Below are 17,185 nucleotides of genomic sequence, written 5' to 3'. Positions count from 1 at the left end.
AGACCATTGCAACATCTATGGCAGTGATCGGTTTTCTGATTACGCTCTCCATTCTCGTGCTTGTGCACGAATGGGGGCACTACATCGTCGCGCGCTGGTGCGGCGTCAAGGTATTGGCTTTTAGCATCGGCTTTGGCAAGGTGCTCTACAAGCGCACTGACAAACGCGGCTGCGAGTGGAGAATTTCGGCCATTCCTTTCGGCGGTTACGTCTCGATGCTCGATGAGGGCATGCAACAAGATGAGGCGCAGAAGCATGGCTTGACCGAAGCTGAATTCAAGCGCTGGTCCTTCTCGGAAAAGCCTGTTGGAAAGCGCATTGCGGTGGTGGCCGCAGGCCCCCTGATGAACTTTCTCCTGGCAATTGTGATCTATGCGGCTCTCGCTATGGTGGGCACGTATCAACCCTCGACCAAACTTGCCGAACCGCTTCCCAATACGCAGGCCGCGCAACTTGGCATTGAGGAAGGCTGGAAGGCGACGTCCGTGGAAGGCATGAGCGTTGAGACCTTCAACGACATGCGCATGGCAATGCTGGCGCATCTGGGCGAAAAGGAAGTGCGCGTGGCGTTTGACGAAGCATCCGGACGCAAGACCGAGGTCTACTTCGATCTTTCGGGTGTCAAAAACGACGGCACGGAAGATCCCGCATTGGTCGCTGGACTTTTCCCGTATCAGGGTAAGGTGTCGCTCGTGCAGGTCGAGCCGGGTTCCGTTGCCGAAAAGGCGGGATTGCAGGTTAACGACGCGATCGTGGCGTTGGACGGCGAGCGCGTACGCACCATGCAGGAGATCGTGCGGGTCATTCGCGATAAGGCGGGCGTTGCGGTCAACTTGACTATCGAGCGCGCAGGCGTGCGTCAGGATGTACAGGTGACGCCTGACATGAAGGTCGACGAAAAGGGCAACAAGATCGGACGTTTAGGCGTAATGTTTACGGCCGAACCCGATTTTGTCTACACGCGCGAGGGTCCGATCGGCGCCATCGCCAAGGGCTTTTCCGATACGTGGCGCCTGACGAAAATTACCATCATGGGGCTGGCGGGGCTCTTTACCGGAGCTGTGTCGACCGACAGTCTGGGCGGTCCCGTGCTGATCGGCGAAATGGCGGGCGAAGCGATGAGTTTCGGCGTGCTTTCCTATCTGCTCTTCCTGGCGCTCATTTCCGTTAACCTGGGCATTTTGAACTTGTTGCCGGTGCCTATGCTAGACGGCGGTCATTTGCTTTTCTATTGCTACGAGATTGTGATGCGCCGCAAGCCCGGCGAAAAAATGAAGAAGTACGGCATCTACGTCGGCATGGCCTTCATTTTCGGGCTGACCTTCTTTGCGCTCGGCAACGACATCACCCGATTGTTGCAGTAGGTTTCCAACCTTTAAAACCACGACAGACGACAACACTATGCAGACTGTTCGCAACCGTGTGGCCGACATCCTCGGCATTGATCTTCCGATTGTTCAGGCTCCGATGAACTACATCGCGGGTCACGCTTTAGCGGCTGCCGTGAGCGCCGCAGGCGGTATGGGTGTTCTCGGCCCCAACGCCGGTAAGGTGCAGGGCGAAGAAATCTCCATGCGCGAGCGCACGCTGCGTGAGTTCGCGCGCATTCGAGAAGTGACCGACAAGCCCGTGGGCATCAATGTGGTGGTGCCCGACGGCGAGAACAAGGCGGCTTTGATGTATGCCCGCGGCACGGTGGAAGCGGCAGCCGAGGGCGGGGCGACGGCAGCATTTTGCGTGGGCGGATTGCAGCCAATGATTTTTGAACTCATCAAAGAAAAGGGCATGAAGCTCATCGTGCGACCCCTGACTCCGACGGTGAAAAACGCCCGTGAAGCTCAGGCGATGGGCGCGGACATCTTTGTGGCAACGGGTTACGATGCTGGCGGTTTTCTGCCGAGCCACCACACCGGAACGTTTTCCATTGTGCCGACGATTGTTGACGCCGTGACGATTCCCGTGCTTGCCGCAGGCGGCATCAACGATCTTCGGGGTGTGCGAGCAGCCTTTGCTCTCGGCGCCGAGGGTGTTTATGTCGGCACGCGTTTTATCGCTACCAACGAATGCGCCGCCAACGATCACGCCAAGGAATTGATTTGCAAACTGAGTGGCTCCAATTTGCTTTACGTTGATGAGACGCAGCGGTCGCTTCCGACGGAATTTGCCGCCGAAGCCTACGTTAAGCATCGTCTCGCGCCGACCGTACCGACGACGGTGGACTTGGTGGGGGCGCTTCGCACCGGCATGTATGACGGAGAGCCCGACAAGGGCATCGTGACGGTCAACACCGGCATTGATGTTATCCGCAGCGTGGTGCCCGCTGCCCAAGTCGTGAGCGAACTGATGGCGGACTTCCTGCGCTATGCCGACTTTTTGAAGGCTAAAGCTTCGGCCGAAGAGGCAACGCCGAAGGCTTAATGTCAGCTGCTTAACTCAAAATCGCCGCAGATGTTTCAGGGGCTCTGCGGTTTTTTCGTCAAGCTTCGTTAAGAAATGTTGGGCGCGACGCCGTCAGCGTTAAGATTCGCAAAGCTCTTTCACGCCATTTTGATTTTGAGGCTGATTTCAAAGGAGATTTTTCATAATCTCCGCAAGGCTTCCTTCGGAGTCTTGGCAGGAGAACACAATGAGAAAAATCGTCTTTGGTTTCTGTGCGCTGACAGTAGCAACATGGCTTCTTAATCTGGGATTCAATCCTCCGGCCATGAACGGCAGAAGCTTGACTCACGAAGTCTTTTTCCTCAACGGCGTGTTGGCCTGGGGGTTGATGGCAATGGCCATTGTCATTGCCGCCCGACCGGCTTGGCTGGAAAAAGTCACGGCAACGCCGCTTGATGAGCTCTACAAATGGCATCGCACGCTCGGCATCTGGGCGGCGGTGCTCACGCTTTTCCACTTCTTTACGAAAGACGTGATGCGTCCGGTTCTTTCTCTTTTCACGCTTGAGCCGGTTCCCAAAATCGTGCGCGGCGAATTGACCGGTTTTGATGCTTTCTGGGCTTGGATGCGCGGCTTTGCCGTCGAATCTTCCGAATGGGCGACGTTGCTCGGGCTGGTTCTTTTTGTCGTGTCGTTTATTTCGATCGTGCGGTATCACAAGTGGTTGAGTTCCCACAAGCTTTTCTCCGTTCTTTTCCTGATTCTGGCTGTCCACTGCATCCGTCTGACGGAAACCGAAGACTTCCTGACACCGTTTGGTCTGATCAATGTTGCTGTCACCGTCATCGGTTGCTACTACTCGCTGAAACTCTTGATCCGTGGTGCAGGGCGAGAGAAATCCGTCTCTGCGGAGATCGTTGACGCCAACACGAACAACGGACTGACGCTAATCACGGTTAAGCCCGAAAAGCCTGTTGACATCCGCTACGGTGAATTTGCATTCCTAGGTACGTCCGGTCACGAGAAGCATCCGTTCTCGGTGGCGGGCATCAATGACGACGGTACGCTCACCTTTGCGGTCAAAGCACTGGGCGATTACACGCGAGACGTTGTGCCGATGCTTCAAAAGGGCGAACGCGTGATCGTGGAAGGCCCCTGGGGGAGGTTCCGTCCGGACTTCTCAGCTCAAAAGCAGTTGTGGTTGGCGGGCGGCGTCGGTATCGCACCGTTCTGCGCCTGGATGCAGGATGCGGCGAAAACTGCGCACGGAAAGATCCGCCTCGTTTGGTGCATCAAGTCCAAAGAGTCCGAACCGATGTTCGCCAACGTCGAAAAGATGGCCGAGCGTGCCGGCATCCGACTGGAAGTTTTCGAGTCGGCCAAGAAGCGACTCAATGCCGAATCGCTCTTTGCGGGTGCCGTTCCGGATACGGTCGCGCTGTGTGCCGGCGAAGGACTGGCTTCAGCTGTGAGTCGGGCCTACGTTGAGGCCGGAGGCAATGCCGACAGGGTACGCAAAGAACACTTTAACTGGAGATAAGTCAGAGTATCTGTTGTTCCGAGAAAAGATAGGGTAAATTTTGCTGGTCAGGCGTCGATAGCGGCGCTTGGCCGTTTTTTTTCAATGGCTAACCTGAATATGGCCCGATTATCCGCATATCCGGTTTTTCTTGCTGTCTACGAAGAGCGGCGCCTTGTGAAGGCGGCAGAACGTCTCTGTGTGACGCCTTCTGCGGTGAGTCATGCACTGCGCGACTTTGAGCAAAGTCTCGGAACTAAGCTTTTTGAGCGCACTTCCGAAGGTGTGCAGCCGACGACTGCAGGCCAGCGGCTCTACGCTAAAGTTAAACCGCTTGTGGTCGGCATTGAGGCGGCCGAGCGGGAACTGAGGTCGGAAACGGCCCCTGAGCAAACCGATTTTGCTTTTGCTTCCATCCATACGTTCATCAAGGCGTTTTTTGTGCCGATTCTCGAGCGGATGCACAAGACTTCCGATCCCGTCAAGGTGAGATTTCTCACGCGCTCCATGGCGGCAACGGTGAAGGCCGTGGCCGACGACGAGGCTCTGATTGGAAGCTCTATGTTGCCGCTGGATGGGCCCGAGCGCTTTTATGTCGTGCCGCTAAGGGCAATCCAAGAATGTTTCGTTGTTTCGCCTGCGTACTTTGACGAGCTTCAAAGCAGACGAGTTCATCCACAGGAACCTTGGTCACTCGAAGAAATCTTGCAGCAGCCGCTCATTACCTTGCCTCGAGATTCCGTCTCGTTTGCAGGATACAACCACTATTTCCAGCAATACGGACAGCATATAGAGCCGCGCTACGAGGTGCACCAGGAGGACTTGGGGTTTGATCTGGCCGGACGGGGGCTGGGCATTTTCATAGGTTTTGAACCCGCTCTCTTCGGACATCCGGAGCTAAAGATCCTTTCTTGCCGCTCGACGCTTCCGGCTCGCGAGCTGGTGCTTTTTTGCCGCAAGGAACGAGCAGACGAAGCGACTCGACGCTTGATGGATCGAATGGCCAGCGAGTTTGTTGCACTGCTTCGTAACATGGAAAAACCGGCTCGATGAATTTTTCTCAAATTCAGTGGAGAAAAATTCTCTTTGAAAGTGATTCGGGAAGTCTAAACTCTTAACCTTGGGATAAGAAATTAAAGCCCCAGAGGAGAGATGACTATGACCCCAATCAGAATGCTGCGGACGGCTCTTGCAGCGGCTTCGGCCATGATGCTGCTTGCCGGTACCGCACAGGCGGCCGACGGCATGGACGTCGCTTCGGCAAAGACAATCTACTCACAAGGCGCCAAGGCTGACTATCTGGCCGGCTACCACATGAAAAAGAAGGTGGCCGACTGCTCAACTTGCCATCCCAATGACAAGGTGACGGACAGCCAGTCGGAAATCGACAAAAAGTGTGCCACCTGCCACGGTTCCTACGAAAGCCTCGGCAAGAAGGACATGGCCGCCGGTCAGAAGATCAGCGCTCACGCCGGGCATTTGTCCATTGATTCCTGCACAACCTGCCACGGCGGACACGAAGCCTCGTTTGCCTATTGCAACAACTGCCACATTTTCGACATGCCGATGAAATTCGGCCGTCAAAAGATTGCATACACGCCGGTGGATTTGTCAATCTATCGCGATGCGATGCCGAATCGCACGGAAAAGGCTGACTTTGTGGTAGTCGGTGCGGGCGGCGCCGGTATTGCGGCGGCCATTGAAGCTTCTCGCAAAGGCTTGAAGACCATCGTTCTGGAAAAGATGCCGATCATCGGCGGCAGTTCCTTGCTGTCCACAGGCGGCATGAACGTTGCCGGTTCCAAGCAGCAGAAGGCCGCCGGCATCAACGACACGCCCGAAATGTTCACCCAGGATACATTGAAGGTCGGCAAAGGCACGAACGACAAGGTTCTCGTCAACGTGTTGACCGAACAGAGCAACTCGGCTCTTGAATGGTTCGAAGCACTGGGCGGCAAGCTCGACCTTGACCCGGGCGTCTACGGTGGCTGCCAGGCTCCGCGTATGCACTACACCAAATCGGGCGGCATCGGTCGCTACATGATCAAGGAAATGAAGCCCGCACTGGAAAAGTCCGGAGCCGATGTTCGCGTCAACTCGCAAGTGGTTCGTCTGGAACGCGACAAGAACGGTGCCGTGACAGGTGTGCTCGTCAAGGGTAAGAACACCGGCCTGTACCGCATCAGCGCTCCGACCGTGCTTTTGGCAACGGGTAGCTACGCCAACAACGGTAAGCTCGTGAGCAAGTACCATCCGGAATTCTTCGGCATGGTGACTTCGGCTCAGCCCGGTTCTCACGGCGACGGCATTTACCTGGGGCAGGACGTGGGCGCAAAGGTGACGCATCTCGAACGCGTTCAGGTACATCCGAACATTGCATCCGGCACGAGTCTGATGATCACGCTCGCGATGCGCACCAACGGCGGCATCCTTGTGAACAACAAGGGCCAGCGCTTCTACAACGACAATGCGCCGCGCAACGAACTGGGCGCAGCAATGTTGAAGCAGCCCGCTCAGAAGGTATGGCTGATCTACGACGATGCGGTGGTGGCCAAGCGTCCGAAGGTGCATCAGGGCTACGTGCGTCTCGGTGTCGTGACTGAAGGTGATACGCCTGAAGCGCTTGCCAAGAAACTGGGATTGCCGGCAGAGGAATTTGCGAAGACCATGAAGCGTTACGCAGGTTTCGTAAAGGCTAAGAACGACGCCGACTTCGGACGTAAGGAACTGCCCGAACCGCTCAACCAGGGCAAGATCTACGCGATCGACGTGGTGCCTGCTATCGGCGGTACGTTGGGCGGCTTGCGCACTGACGCTCGCACGCATGTGCTCGACAACAACGGCAAGAAGATTCCGGGCCTGCTTGCTGCCGGTGAAGTCGTCGGCGAATGGCACGGTGATGACCGCTATGGCGGCAATGCCGTGGCCGGCAACATCGTCTTCGGGCGCATCGCGGCTCAGGAGGCGGCTGCAGCCGTCGGGAAGTAATGCTGACTGACAAGCCGCTTGCCGTATGACAAGTCAAGCGGTGACTTCAAAAAACCGGGAGCAGGTCCACTCTGGCAGGCTTCCGGTTTTTTGCTCCAATGAGCAAATGTGTAAAGCTCACTGAGCTAACGCAAATCGGTCTTCTTTTGCGACATTTCTCCATACCTTTCCACGAGGAAGTTAGGTATAACCTCCTAGTCAAAATCACCTAGTTGATCGATGATCAACACAAAATTAGGAGAGAAGGAATGGCTCTAACTCGTCGCAATCTGATTTCCGCAACGATTCTGGGCGCTGCCGCAGTAGCAGCTCCGATGGCTCAGGCCAAGCAAAAAACACCGCTGAAGCCGATGAAAGTCAGTCCGAAGCGCCGCGTACTCATCCAATCAAGCTCCCGCTACCACAATTCCGGTTATCTGGACTTTGCGGGTGATCAGTACGAAAAACTGTTTGGCAAGGAAAAGTACGAAATTCTCTTCATCCCGTACGCCAAGGTGGCGGGCACATACGATGCCTATGAAAAGCAGGTTCAGGATGCCTTCAAGCCTTACGGCCACAAGATCGTGAGCATCCATCGCTTCAAAGATCCGCAGAAGGCTGTTCGAGAAGCCAAGGCAATCGCCGTTGGCGGCGGTAACACTTGGGCGTTGGTGACGCGCATGTACGAAGCGGGTATCATCGATCTGATTCGCGAACGTGTCAACGCTGGTGTTCCATACTGCGGCTGGTCCGCAGGCGGCAACGTCGCTTGCCCGACGCTGCGCACCACTAACGACATGCCGATCGCAGAGCCCCCGTCCTTCAACACTTTCGGCTTTATTCCGTTCCAAACCAATCCGCACTTCATTTCGGGCGGCACGCAGGGCCTTAACAACGAAACCCGTGAAGACCGTCTGGAAGAGTTCTTGTGGTACAACAAGGACGAAGAAGTGATCGGTCTGCCCGAAGGCACGGCTTTGTTTGTGACCGGTGAATACGACTGCGAAGTAATTGGCCCGAAGGACAGCGAAGCTCTCTACTGGTTCCGCCAGTCCGAAAAGGGTATGAAGCTTGAACGCATCCCGCTGGGCACGAAGTTCGATCTGCGTAAGATCGTTCCGGGCGGCAAGCTCTGATTAACGAGAAAGTGAAATGACCGTCGTTCTTTGAACTGACGGTCAGAAAATGGGCGACAAACTTTTTGCGAAGTTTGCCGCCCGATTTGTTTTTGGAATTAGAAGTGATAGGTCATGCCGGCGTAGTAGACCATCGGGTCGTCGCCGAAGGCCACGGGTTCGCCCGGAGAGGAGGATCCGCCGCCGCCGATGCTGTACTGTGCATCGTCGTCGTTCTGGATGCCGGTCAGACCAGTGTAGAGCGTGAGCTTTTTGCTCATCGGGTAGTCGTAACGAACACCCCAAGCCCAGGCGTCACCGTCTTCAGCCGAGTGGTTCTTCAGGTAACCAACGGTGGCGATGAACTTGCCGGGACCGATCGGAGCGCTTGCACCCAACTGCACCATGTCCAGATCGGGACTCTTGGCTGTGTTTGTGCCACCAAGGTTGGAGCCGACGGCTTCATCGGAACCTTCACGGTGCACGTACAGGATCGAAGGTTTGATCACCTCAAAGTCGTATGCCGCACCGAAGGCCCAGTAGCTGTCCCAGTCGGCGTAACCGGAGATCGCCGTGTTCTGGTGCAGGTAGCTTGCCATGACGGACAACGGACCGGACTGATAGCGGAAACCGATGTTGTAGACGTTGCCGCGCGTCGGCGAATTGGAGTTGGCACTCGTCTGTTCGCCCAAAGCAGCGTAAAGTTGAATCGTCAGGCCGCCGAAGGAAGGCGAGTCGTAACTGATCGAATTGCTAAAGCGCGTCGTTTCGTCGGCCGTGTAACCGTTGATCGTGCCTTCAAACTGAGGGCAGGCGAAGTAGTTGGCGGCACTCGACATGGTGAGACCGGCCGGGTCGATCATGGCCATGGTCAGGAAGTGCGGCGTGTACTGACGGCCGAGAGAAAGCGAGCCGTAATTGCCGCGGATGCCGACCAGAGCTTCACGGTCAAAGAGTCGGTTGTCGGCGGCCATGGAGCCGGTGTCGACGAAGATCGTGCTTTCGAGCTTGTAGAAGACTTCGGTGCCGTTGCCGAGCAGTTCGCTGCCCATGAAGCCGAAGTTAGAGCCTTCTCGAAGGCCGCTCGAAACACGGACGTTGGTTTTGTCTCCGTTGTAGTAGACCTCCATGCCGGTGTCGACCGTACCGTATACGGTAACCGGGCCTGCAAGAACGCAGCCGGAAGCACCCAACAGCAAGGAAGCAAACAGAGCGGTTTGATTCATGCGCATGGATTCTCTCCTTTTTGAAGAGTTGTTGGACATACAACCCCGACGAAGAAGGCCGCCCTTTCGGGCGGACTTCCGGGGCTAAGGAAGTATGTGGAGAGAGGAAACGTTAGATGGCGATGCTCTTAACCTTCTTGTCGATGTCGCCGCCGGCGGCCATGATGCCGGCCAGACGACCGAAGGTCAGGCAGCGTCCGTGGTTCATGCCCGGGCAAATGGTCGGGTAGTCACCGGAGCCGAAGTAGTCGCCTGCGGCAGCACCGGCCACCCACAAGCCTTCAATCGGACGATGCTGGGCATCGAGGACATGAAGTGACGGATCCGTATGAAGACCACCGCTCATAGCAAGCAGAGAGCTGGCAAGCTTGCCTGCATAGAAGGGCGGCTTCACGATCGGGGTGAGCAATTCGGTACGCTTACCGAAGTCTTCGTCGCGGCCCTTCTTGACGAGTTCGTTGTAGCGTGCAACGGTGCGCTTCAGGTTGTCGGCCGGAACTCCCATCTTCTTGGCAAGTTCATCGAGCGTATTGGCGACAACAACCTTGCCGTCCTTGATGTGCTGAGCCTGCGTGGCCTTTTCGACGTCCACGTTCCAGCCGGCGCCCCAGGGTTGCCACATCTGGCCGTAGAACAAGCCGCCGCCCATGTTGCCGTCGACCTGCTTCTTAACTTGACCGAGCCATTCGGAGTCATAGACCGACCAGGCGATACCGTGATCCTGAAGTTCCTTACTGCAGGACTTGGACTGGGTGTTGACGTCTTCATTCATGAAGCGGTTGCCCTGACCGTTGACATGCAGGAAGCCGTAGCTCGCGGCACCGGCTTCGAGGTGAACCGTTGCGGCGTGGTTGTCGTTCTTCTGCATGACACCGCCGATCTGCATGGCCATGATATGGCCGTCGCCCGTGTTGGACTTCGTGGGATAGTAGATCTGAGCATCTACGCGCAGCGAGTAGGGCGAATAGCACTTGCGCATTTCCATGTTCGACGCATAGCAGCCGGTGGCGATGATGACGCCCTTCTTGGCATTGATGCGAGTGTAGTTGCCGCGGCGGCCGACGATGAGGCCGGTAACGCGTCCGTTGTTCTTTTCGCGGATAAGCTGTACAGCAGGCGTGCGATACATGATGTTGACGCCTTTGGCCTTGAGTTCCTTTTCAAAGCACGGCATCAGGACGACGTTGCCGATGCCAGTCGAATTACCGTACGTGTAGTCAAGCGACACATCCTTGTTGTAGAAGAAGTGCGTAACCGGGAATTCGGTGTAGGTCGGGCCTTTGTAATAGCCTTCCCAGAGCGTCACCTTAACGTCGTTCTTTGCGGCAAGATCAACGGCCCAATCCATGCAGGCACCGCACTTCTTGGCAAACATCCAAAGCAGACGTTCGTCCATGCGGCCCTGGCCCCAAGCGATCAGACGACGAACAATTTCGGCTGCGTCGACATTGACCTTCATGGACTTCTGCACTTTGCTGCCGAAAGCGGTGATGTGACCGCCACGAGCCGACCAGCTGCGGGTCTTTTCGACGACGACAACCTTGGCACCTTCTTCGGCGGCAGACAAGGCGGCGGAGAAACCGGTCAAACCGGCACCGATCACGACAACGTCCGTGTCAACGGTTTTCTTGATCTGGTCGGCCGGAATCTTTTCCATCGGCTTTTCCCAGGACCAGTTCGAGCATTTCGGCTTGGCCCATTCGGCAGGAATGTCACCGGCGTGCGAAGCACCGGCAAGCGCCACTCCGGCGGTGGCGAGCGTACCCTTCAAAAAGCCGCGACGAGACAGAGCAACATGGTCGTTCGACATATTCATTCTCTCCTTTGTTTATGAGAACAACAATTTGGTGACGCGCTGTTCGATTGTTTTAAGGAACGGACAGCTTGGTCTTATGGCATTCGGAACAGGCGGAAACGCTCGGCTTGTGTCCCTTGTGGCACTGCAGGCATTCATAGGTGTCGAAATGACCGGCGTGCACATTGGGAACTTTATGGCCGTCCATGGTGATGGGCTTACCTTTGGGAGTTTCGGTGTGGCAGTTGATGCAGGATTGTTCGGTGACGTTTGTTGCCGAAGGCTGACCTTCAATATGGCAGGATGTGCAGGCAACGCCGCGTTTGGCGTGACCGTCCGCAACGGCTGCGCTGATCGAAGCCGAGAACACCAGCAAAGAGGAACAAACCACAGAAACCAGGACCTGACTGAACCGCATCGAAGTGATCTCCCAAATCGTGTTTCGCACTGTTTTTAAATGAATTCCGTGCTCAAAGTTCACGATAAAAGGAGCGCAAAACGGCTCTGTCAGCTGGCTGACACTTTTAGTGGAAAAGAAATTTGAGGCGCTCAAAAGTGTCATCTCGCTAACACTTTTGACGGATGCAAAACGGGCCGAAGAAGTATGTCCTCAGCCCGTCGAAATGCTTAACTGGAATAGGAAAAGCAGTATGTCGAATTACTTGGTCTGAGCCTTGGCCCAGGGATCAAACTTGGGAGTGTTGGGTCCGGACGGAGGCAACACAGGATATTCAACCTTGGGCTGATCCCCCGTGAGCGTCTTCAGGAACGCAGTGATGTCGTCGATTTCCTGCTTGGTGTAGCGTTTGCCCAGCTGAAGATCGCCCATGATCGAGACGGATTCTTCAAGCGACCAGACGGCACCGTCGTGGAAGTACGGGTAGGTGAGTTCGATGTTGCGCAGCATCGGAACCTTGAAGGTCATGCGGTCCTGGTCGCGGCCGGAAATGGCCTTGACGCCTTCGGAGGTGTTCGTAGTCTTATAGGGACGCACGACGCCCATCTTCTGGAAGGATTGACCGCCCAGCTGAGCGCCGTTGTGGCAGATCGTGCAGCCGGATTCCTTAAAGATCTTATAGCCGTTCAATTCCTGCTGGGTGATGGCGTTTTTGTCGCCCTTGAGCCACTTGTCAAAGCGAGCGTTCGGGGTGACAAGGGTGCGTTCAAACTCAGCCATGGCTTCGGTGATGCGCTTGATGTTGACTTCAGCGTCGCCGAAAGCCTTCTTGAAGTAAGGAGCGTAGCCGGGAATTGACGCGATCACTTTCACCGCCATTTCGTGGGTGGAGGCCATTTCAAGAGGGTTGGCGATGGGGCCGGCGGCCTGTTCGGCGAGTGTCTTGGCACGGCCGTCCCAGAACTGAGCCACTTGTCCGAATGAGTTCAGGACGGTCGGGGAATTGATCGGGCCCTGCGCCCAGCGGTCGCCAATGGAAGTCTGCAGATTGTCCACACCGCCAGTGGCAAGGTTGTGGCAGCTGTTGCACGAAATAAAGCCGGACCGGGACAGACGCGGTTCGAAGAAGAGCATTTTGCCGAGCTCGACCAGAGCCGGATTTTTGACTTCGACCGGTTCAATCGGATCAATGGGTTCGGCGGCCTGAACGGAGGCGCACAGCGACATCATGGCGCCGGCGATGGCGCAGCTAAGAGCAAGTTTTTTCATCAGTCTCTCCTGTTTTGAGAAGGCTGCTTGCAGTAGAGAAGGTGTCGCAAACAGCTTGCAAGCATCGTAGGGAAGAGCCTGGGAGAGAGTCCAATACTTATTTTCTAACCGGTTAATAGGGGTGGCCTATGGGTGGATTCGGGAATCAATCTGTTGGCGAGAGCAAACAGCTAACTTATTGAAATTAAAGCATTTTAATTCTTAGTCGAAAGCGCTGATCAAGCGGGAAATTACGCAAAAATCATCCCCGACAGAGTGATTGGATTTTTGTCGGGGGTAGATTTAATGAGGTCAAAAAAACGTCCCAACAATTAGCTTCCGCCGTTTGCTTCTGAAGCCGACTGGGAACTTGATGCGCGCCGCTTGACGGCACTCATAACACGGCGGTGACGACGCTTGCGGATCTTGGCTGCGGGTGTGGCTCCGCGATATGTCCAGTCCTGCAATGCAGCGAAGAGCGCATGTGAAACGCACAGATGCTTGTCGACTTTCTTGAGGAGGCCTTCGGCAAGCCATTGGTTGAGAATGGCCGAAACCGTCGGACGGGCCACCGAGACAATCTGGGAGATCTCGATGGTGGTTAGCGAATTCTCCAACGGATAGAAACCTTCGGAATCGGGTTCGGGCCGCAGGTTGTGGATGAGGCTTGCAAAAAGCGTGATGATGCGGTCGGGTGCCGAGAGTGTGAAATTGGCGATCATGCCTTCCATGTCGGACTCGTGATCAGCGATGATGCCGACGGCATGCTTTCTTTGGATGGAAGGATTTTCGGAAAGGAACTGCAGGAAGAGGTCGCGCGAGAGCAGGCGAACTTCGGTTTCCCGTAGCGCGGCGTCCGTGACATTGACCGTACTGCCGGATAAACCGTCGACGTCGCCCATCAGTCTTCCGGGAAGAATCAGCGTGAAGATGTGGTTGCGACCGTGTCTGTCTTGGAAGGAAAAGGCACCGAGACCGGAGAGTACCAGGGCGATTTCTCCTCGGTCGCCGCCGTTGAAGATGCAGCCGCCGGCAGGAAGCTTTGCCCATCGACCGCAAGTATTGAATAGGCGCACAATATCCGGATCGGCCGGCGCGTGAATCCACGGCGAGCCGAGAAAAACCTGTCGCATAGGCTACCTCATTGTTCTGTGGCTGGATACAACTCAATCCGGCCTATGGGGTGTGGCTTTGACTGCAAACGCAATGACAACGGAGCTGAGGTTTATTTCCCACAGATATTAGGACAAAGAAAGACGGAGAGAAAGATTTTTGACGACTGCCGAAGCGGATTGAGAGTGCGGATTTACACCGATTTTGAGCCCAAAGATACAACTCGTCGAAAAATGACCCCATAAAAGTAGCTTACTCGCGGTAAACTTACGCGACATTTTGTTTCTGCGATTCCGTCTTCGGTTGGCATGGCGTTCGACCGAGGGCGGTTTTGTGCATGCACTGACAACACAGATTCATTCTTAACTCATGACGGGTACGTTCATCAAAACAGCCCTGGCAGGGGCGGTTTCGGCTCTTTTGGCCGCGGCTGCATCCGCACAGGTTTTCACAATTTCCGACATTCGCGTCGAAGGCATCCAGCGTACCGAGCCCGGTACGGTCTTTTCGCATCTGCCGTTTCGCGTAGGCGACGAATACAATCCCGAGCGCGGTGCGGAAGCCATCCATCAGCTCTATTCCTCCGGCTTGTTCCGTGACATCGATTTGTCGGTCGACGGTACGGTGCTGGTTGTGAACGTGGTCGAACGTCCTGCCGTTGCAGCCATTGAAACGAACGGCATCAAGGCTTTCGATAAGGACGGTGTGGAAAAGAGTCTGCGTGACGTCGGTCTTGCTGAAGGCCGAATTTTCGACCACTCGATTTTGGAACGTGCCGACCAGGAATTGCGCCGTCAATACCTCTCGCAGGGCTACTACGGCGTTGATATCAAGACCTCGGCTACGCCGCTGGAACGCAACCGCGTCCGCATCACGATCAACGTTGACGAAGGCGCTGCCTCGTCCATCAAGCAGATCCGTTTCGTGGGCAATACGGTGTTTGATTCGGATGAATTGGCCGATCAGATGCAGCTTGCCGAACACAAGTGGTCCAGTTTCTACACTAAGCGCGATCTCTACTCGCGTGAAAAACTCGCGGCTGACTTGGAAACGCTGCGCAGCTTCTACCAGAATCAGGGCTACCTCGACTTCAAAGTCGACAGCGTCCAGGTTTCCGTGGCTCCCAATAAGTCCGACATCTTCATCACGATCAACGTGACCGAAGGCAAGCAATACACCGTCGACAACATCACGTTGGGCGGTGACATGCTGGGTCTTGACGACGAGGTCAAACCTTTGGTCGTGTTTGAACCGGGCGAAATCTACAACGCCGAACGCATCAACGAGATGACGAAGACGATTGTGGATAAGTTCTCGGCTCTTGGCTACGCCTTTGCGACCGTGACGCCCAATCCCGTGCCTATCGAAGGCAAGGACGCAGTCAACATCGTGCTCACGGTTGACCCGGGGCGCCGCGCCTATGTTCGCCACGTCAATATCACCGGCAACACCCGTACTCGCGACGACGTGATCCGTCGTGAAGTGCGCCAGTACGAATCCGCCTGGTTTGACAGTGAAAAGGTGAAGGTCTCACGCGATCGTATCGACCGCTTGGGTTACTTTGATTCGGTGACTGCCGAACCCAAGCCTGTGGAAGGCACGCGTGACCAGGTTGACCTCGAAATCAACGTGAAGGAACGTCCGACGGGTTCCATCTCGCTCGGTGCCGGTTACTCCACGTCCGACGGTGTGATCTTGTCGGCAGGCTTCGCGCAGGATAACGTGTTCGGTTCGGGCAAGTCCTTCAGTGTTGAAGTCAACACGTCCAAGAGTATGCGTACATACGCCGTGAGCTTGGGCGAACCGTATATCACGCCGGAAGGCATCAGCCGCCACATTGACTTGTACGACCGCCGCGTAGACCTGGACGAGCTCGACGTTTCGAACGTGGCTTACGAAACGATCGGTGCCGGTATGAGTTTTGGTATCCCGGTGACGGAATTGGATCGAGTTTTCCTGGGTGCTCGATTGGAACAAACGCAAGTTGACCTTCGCGGCAGTCGTGAGCATGCCAGTGATAGTGACAACAATTCGCCGGAACGTTATTGGAGCTATGTTGATGAATATGGCGACAAGCCGAAGGCCGCGCTTTTGACCCTGGGTTGGTCTCGTGATTCGCGAGACAATGTGCTGGCACCGACCCGCGGCCGTTATCAGCGCTTGTCTGCTGAATTTGCTCTGCCTGTCTGGGATCAGCGATACTACCGTGCCACCTATCAGCTGACGCAATACTTCCCGCTCTCCAAGGCTTGGACGCTCGGCATGAACTTCCAGGTTGGCTACGGTGACACATACGGCGACAAGATGTTCCCGTTCTTCAAGAACTTCTACGCCGGCGGTATCGGTTCGGTGCGCGGCTTTGAAACGTCGTCCATCGGTCCGCGCGATAGCAACGATGACCGTCTCGGCGGTGACCGTCAGTTGATCTTCTCGGCCGAATTGCTGACGCCTCTGCCTGGCGCTGATCGTACGCTTCGCGGTCTTTTCTTCTTTGATGCCGGTACGGTCTGGGGCTACGAGCGTGTTGGTGAGCACTCATACGCTCGCCAGGACATGGACTTCAGCGAACTACGCTACTCCGTCGGTTTCGGTGTGGCTTGGATTTCGCCCTTGGGCCCGTTGAAGTTCTCTCTGGCCTTCCCGCTCAACAAGAAGGATAGTGACGAAGTTCAGCGCTTCCAGTTCCAGATCGGTACGGGCTTCTAAGCGCCGAGGTATAAAATTAAAAAATCGTTTGGCCGAATGCATGGTTTGACCGGCATTCGGTCGACTCCGGAATTCGGCGGATACGCCGTGTAACTCTTTTCATCGGCAAAACGACGTAAAAGCTCCTAAGATGCGAGCAGGACGTTTTCCGAAAAGACTTTCAGACTCGAAAGGAAGCTAACAGATGTTTAAGAAGATTCTGACGGCTGCTGCCGTTGCTGCTGTGATGTGCGGTTCGGCCTCTGCTGTCGCTGCTGACTTCAAGATCGGCCTGGTTTCTCCGGCTCGCATTCTTGCCGAATCCGCTCCGGCTGTTGCTGCTCAGGAAAAGCTCAAGACCTACTTCAAGAAGCGCGAAGACGAACTCAACCGCGACATTCGCGACTTCCGCACTCGTGCTCAGAAGTTTGAAAAGGACGCTCCCGTGATGACCGACAGCGAACGTTTGAAGCAGCGTCAGTCGCTTGCTGAAACCGAACGCGACATCGCTCGCCGTCAGCGCGCTCTCGTTGAAGAACGCAACCAGCGTGCCAACGAAGAAAGCCAAATCATCCTTCAGCGTGCCAACCGCATCATTCAGGACATCGCCAAGAAGCAGAAGTACGACCTGATCATTCAGGACGCCATCTGGGTGAGCCCGAAGGTGGACATCACCGAACAGGTGATCAAGGAACTCAACAAGCCTGCCAAGTAATTTCTACTTGCGCTTGACGGGAATGA

General features: G+C 55.6%; 13 protein-coding genes. 8 read left to right on the top strand and 5 right to left on the bottom strand.

Annotated elements, in window-relative coordinates; all coding sequences use genetic code 11:
* Window positions 1-17: 17 nt before the first annotated feature.
* From rseP to pepE, 6 genes are all read left to right on the top strand, one after another.
* Window positions 18-1,364, top strand: a complete 1,347-nt coding sequence (gene rseP, locus DW133_RS04995; RefSeq protein ID WP_118275543.1) for an RIP metalloprotease RseP — start codon at window positions 18-20, stop codon at window positions 1,362-1,364.
* A gap of 37 nt (window positions 1,365-1,401) precedes the next feature.
* Window positions 1,402-2,418, top strand: coding sequence for a nitronate monooxygenase family protein (locus DW133_RS04990; protein WP_118275542.1), 1,017 nt, complete (start codon window positions 1,402-1,404; stop codon window positions 2,416-2,418).
* 208 nt (window positions 2,419-2,626) lie between these two features.
* Entirely contained in the window at window positions 2,627-3,919 is a 1,293-nt protein-coding gene (locus DW133_RS04985; RefSeq protein ID WP_118275541.1) for a ferric reductase-like transmembrane domain-containing protein, read from the top strand.
* Window positions 3,920-4,003: 84 nt separating this feature from the next.
* A complete protein-coding gene (locus tag DW133_RS04980; protein WP_118275540.1) occupies window positions 4,004-4,951 on the top strand; it encodes a LysR family transcriptional regulator in 948 nt (315 codons plus the stop codon).
* 105 nt (window positions 4,952-5,056) lie between these two features.
* A complete protein-coding gene (locus DW133_RS04975) occupies window positions 5,057-6,886 on the top strand; it encodes a flavocytochrome c (RefSeq protein ID WP_158571122.1) in 1,830 nt (609 codons plus the stop codon).
* A 248-nt stretch (window positions 6,887-7,134) separates the two neighbouring features.
* Window positions 7,135-8,001 carry a dipeptidase PepE gene (gene pepE, locus DW133_RS04970; protein WP_118275538.1) on the top strand — a complete coding sequence of 289 codons (867 nt, stop codon included), beginning with the start codon at window positions 7,135-7,137 and terminating at the stop codon, window positions 7,999-8,001.
* 98 nt (window positions 8,002-8,099) lie between these two features.
* On the opposite strand, the gene DW133_RS04965 is transcribed toward pepE, so the two are convergent.
* The 5 genes from DW133_RS04965 to DW133_RS04945 all read right to left on the bottom strand — a co-directional run bounded on the left by DW133_RS04965 (window position 8,100) and on the right by DW133_RS04945 (window position 13,779).
* On the bottom strand, window positions 8,100-9,212 hold the full coding sequence (locus DW133_RS04965) for a porin (protein WP_158571121.1): 1,113 nt from the start codon (window positions 9,210-9,212) through the stop codon (window positions 8,100-8,102).
* Window positions 9,213-9,318: 106 nt separating this feature from the next.
* Window positions 9,319-11,016, bottom strand: coding sequence for an FAD-dependent oxidoreductase (locus tag DW133_RS04960; RefSeq protein ID WP_118275536.1), 1,698 nt, complete (start codon window positions 11,014-11,016; stop codon window positions 9,319-9,321).
* A gap of 58 nt (window positions 11,017-11,074) precedes the next feature.
* The gene (locus tag DW133_RS04955) at window positions 11,075-11,419 is read right to left on the bottom strand and encodes a cytochrome c3 family protein (RefSeq protein ID WP_118275634.1); all 345 of its coding nucleotides are present in this window, start codon (window positions 11,417-11,419) and stop codon (window positions 11,075-11,077) included.
* Window positions 11,420-11,659: 240 nt separating this feature from the next.
* Window positions 11,660-12,667, bottom strand: a complete 1,008-nt coding sequence (locus DW133_RS04950; protein WP_118275535.1) for a cytochrome-c peroxidase — start codon at window positions 12,665-12,667, stop codon at window positions 11,660-11,662.
* A gap of 311 nt (window positions 12,668-12,978) precedes the next feature.
* A complete protein-coding gene (locus DW133_RS04945; RefSeq protein WP_118275534.1) occupies window positions 12,979-13,779 on the bottom strand; it encodes a Crp/Fnr family transcriptional regulator in 801 nt (266 codons plus the stop codon).
* Between the two features lie 349 nt (window positions 13,780-14,128).
* On the opposite strand from DW133_RS04945, the gene bamA reads away from it, so the two are divergent.
* Both bamA and DW133_RS04935 read left to right on the top strand, forming a co-directional pair.
* Complete coding sequence (gene bamA / locus DW133_RS04940) at window positions 14,129-16,465, top strand: outer membrane protein assembly factor BamA (protein ID WP_118275533.1); 2,337 nt, start codon at window positions 14,129-14,131, stop codon at window positions 16,463-16,465.
* Between the two features lie 184 nt (window positions 16,466-16,649).
* Window positions 16,650-17,159 carry an OmpH family outer membrane protein gene (locus tag DW133_RS04935; RefSeq protein WP_118275532.1) on the top strand — a complete coding sequence of 170 codons (510 nt, stop codon included), beginning with the start codon at window positions 16,650-16,652 and terminating at the stop codon, window positions 17,157-17,159.
* Window positions 17,160-17,185 lie beyond the last annotated feature (26 nt).

The organism is Sutterella sp. AM11-39, assembly GCF_003472385.1.
GTDB lineage: Bacteria > Pseudomonadota > Gammaproteobacteria > Burkholderiales > Burkholderiaceae_F > Duodenibacillus > Duodenibacillus intestinigallinarum.
Note: the sequence above shows the minus strand (reverse complement) of the source record. Positions and strands in the feature narration are given on the sequence as shown.

Excerpts from the sequence above, each read along its gene's own strand:
- rseP (WP_118275543.1), top strand. The coding sequence starts at position 18 with ATGGCAGTGATCGGTTTTCTGATTACGCTCTCCATTCTCGTGCTTGTG.
- DW133_RS04990 (WP_118275542.1), top strand. The coding sequence starts at position 1,402 with ATGCAGACTGTTCGCAACCGTGTGGCCGACATCCTCGGCATTGATCTT.
- DW133_RS04985 (WP_118275541.1), top strand. The coding sequence starts at position 2,627 with ATGAGAAAAATCGTCTTTGGTTTCTGTGCGCTGACAGTAGCAACATGG.
- DW133_RS04980 (WP_118275540.1), top strand. The coding sequence starts at position 4,004 with ATGGCTAACCTGAATATGGCCCGATTATCCGCATATCCGGTTTTTCTT.
- DW133_RS04975 (WP_158571122.1), top strand. The coding sequence starts at position 5,057 with ATGACCCCAATCAGAATGCTGCGGACGGCTCTTGCAGCGGCTTCGGCC.
- pepE (WP_118275538.1), top strand. The coding sequence starts at position 7,135 with ATGGCTCTAACTCGTCGCAATCTGATTTCCGCAACGATTCTGGGCGCT.
- DW133_RS04965 (WP_158571121.1), bottom strand. The coding sequence starts at position 9,212 with ATGCGCATGAATCAAACCGCTCTGTTTGCTTCCTTGCTGTTGGGTGCT.
- DW133_RS04960 (WP_118275536.1), bottom strand. The coding sequence starts at position 11,016 with ATGTCGAACGACCATGTTGCTCTGTCTCGTCGCGGCTTTTTGAAGGGT.
- DW133_RS04955 (WP_118275634.1), bottom strand. The coding sequence starts at position 11,419 with ATGCGGTTCAGTCAGGTCCTGGTTTCTGTGGTTTGTTCCTCTTTGCTG.
- DW133_RS04950 (WP_118275535.1), bottom strand. The coding sequence starts at position 12,667 with ATGAAAAAACTTGCTCTTAGCTGCGCCATCGCCGGCGCCATGATGTCG.
- DW133_RS04945 (WP_118275534.1), bottom strand. The coding sequence starts at position 13,779 with ATGCGACAGGTTTTTCTCGGCTCGCCGTGGATTCACGCGCCGGCCGAT.
- bamA (WP_118275533.1), top strand. The coding sequence starts at position 14,129 with ATGACGGGTACGTTCATCAAAACAGCCCTGGCAGGGGCGGTTTCGGCT.
- DW133_RS04935 (WP_118275532.1), top strand. The coding sequence starts at position 16,650 with ATGTTTAAGAAGATTCTGACGGCTGCTGCCGTTGCTGCTGTGATGTGC.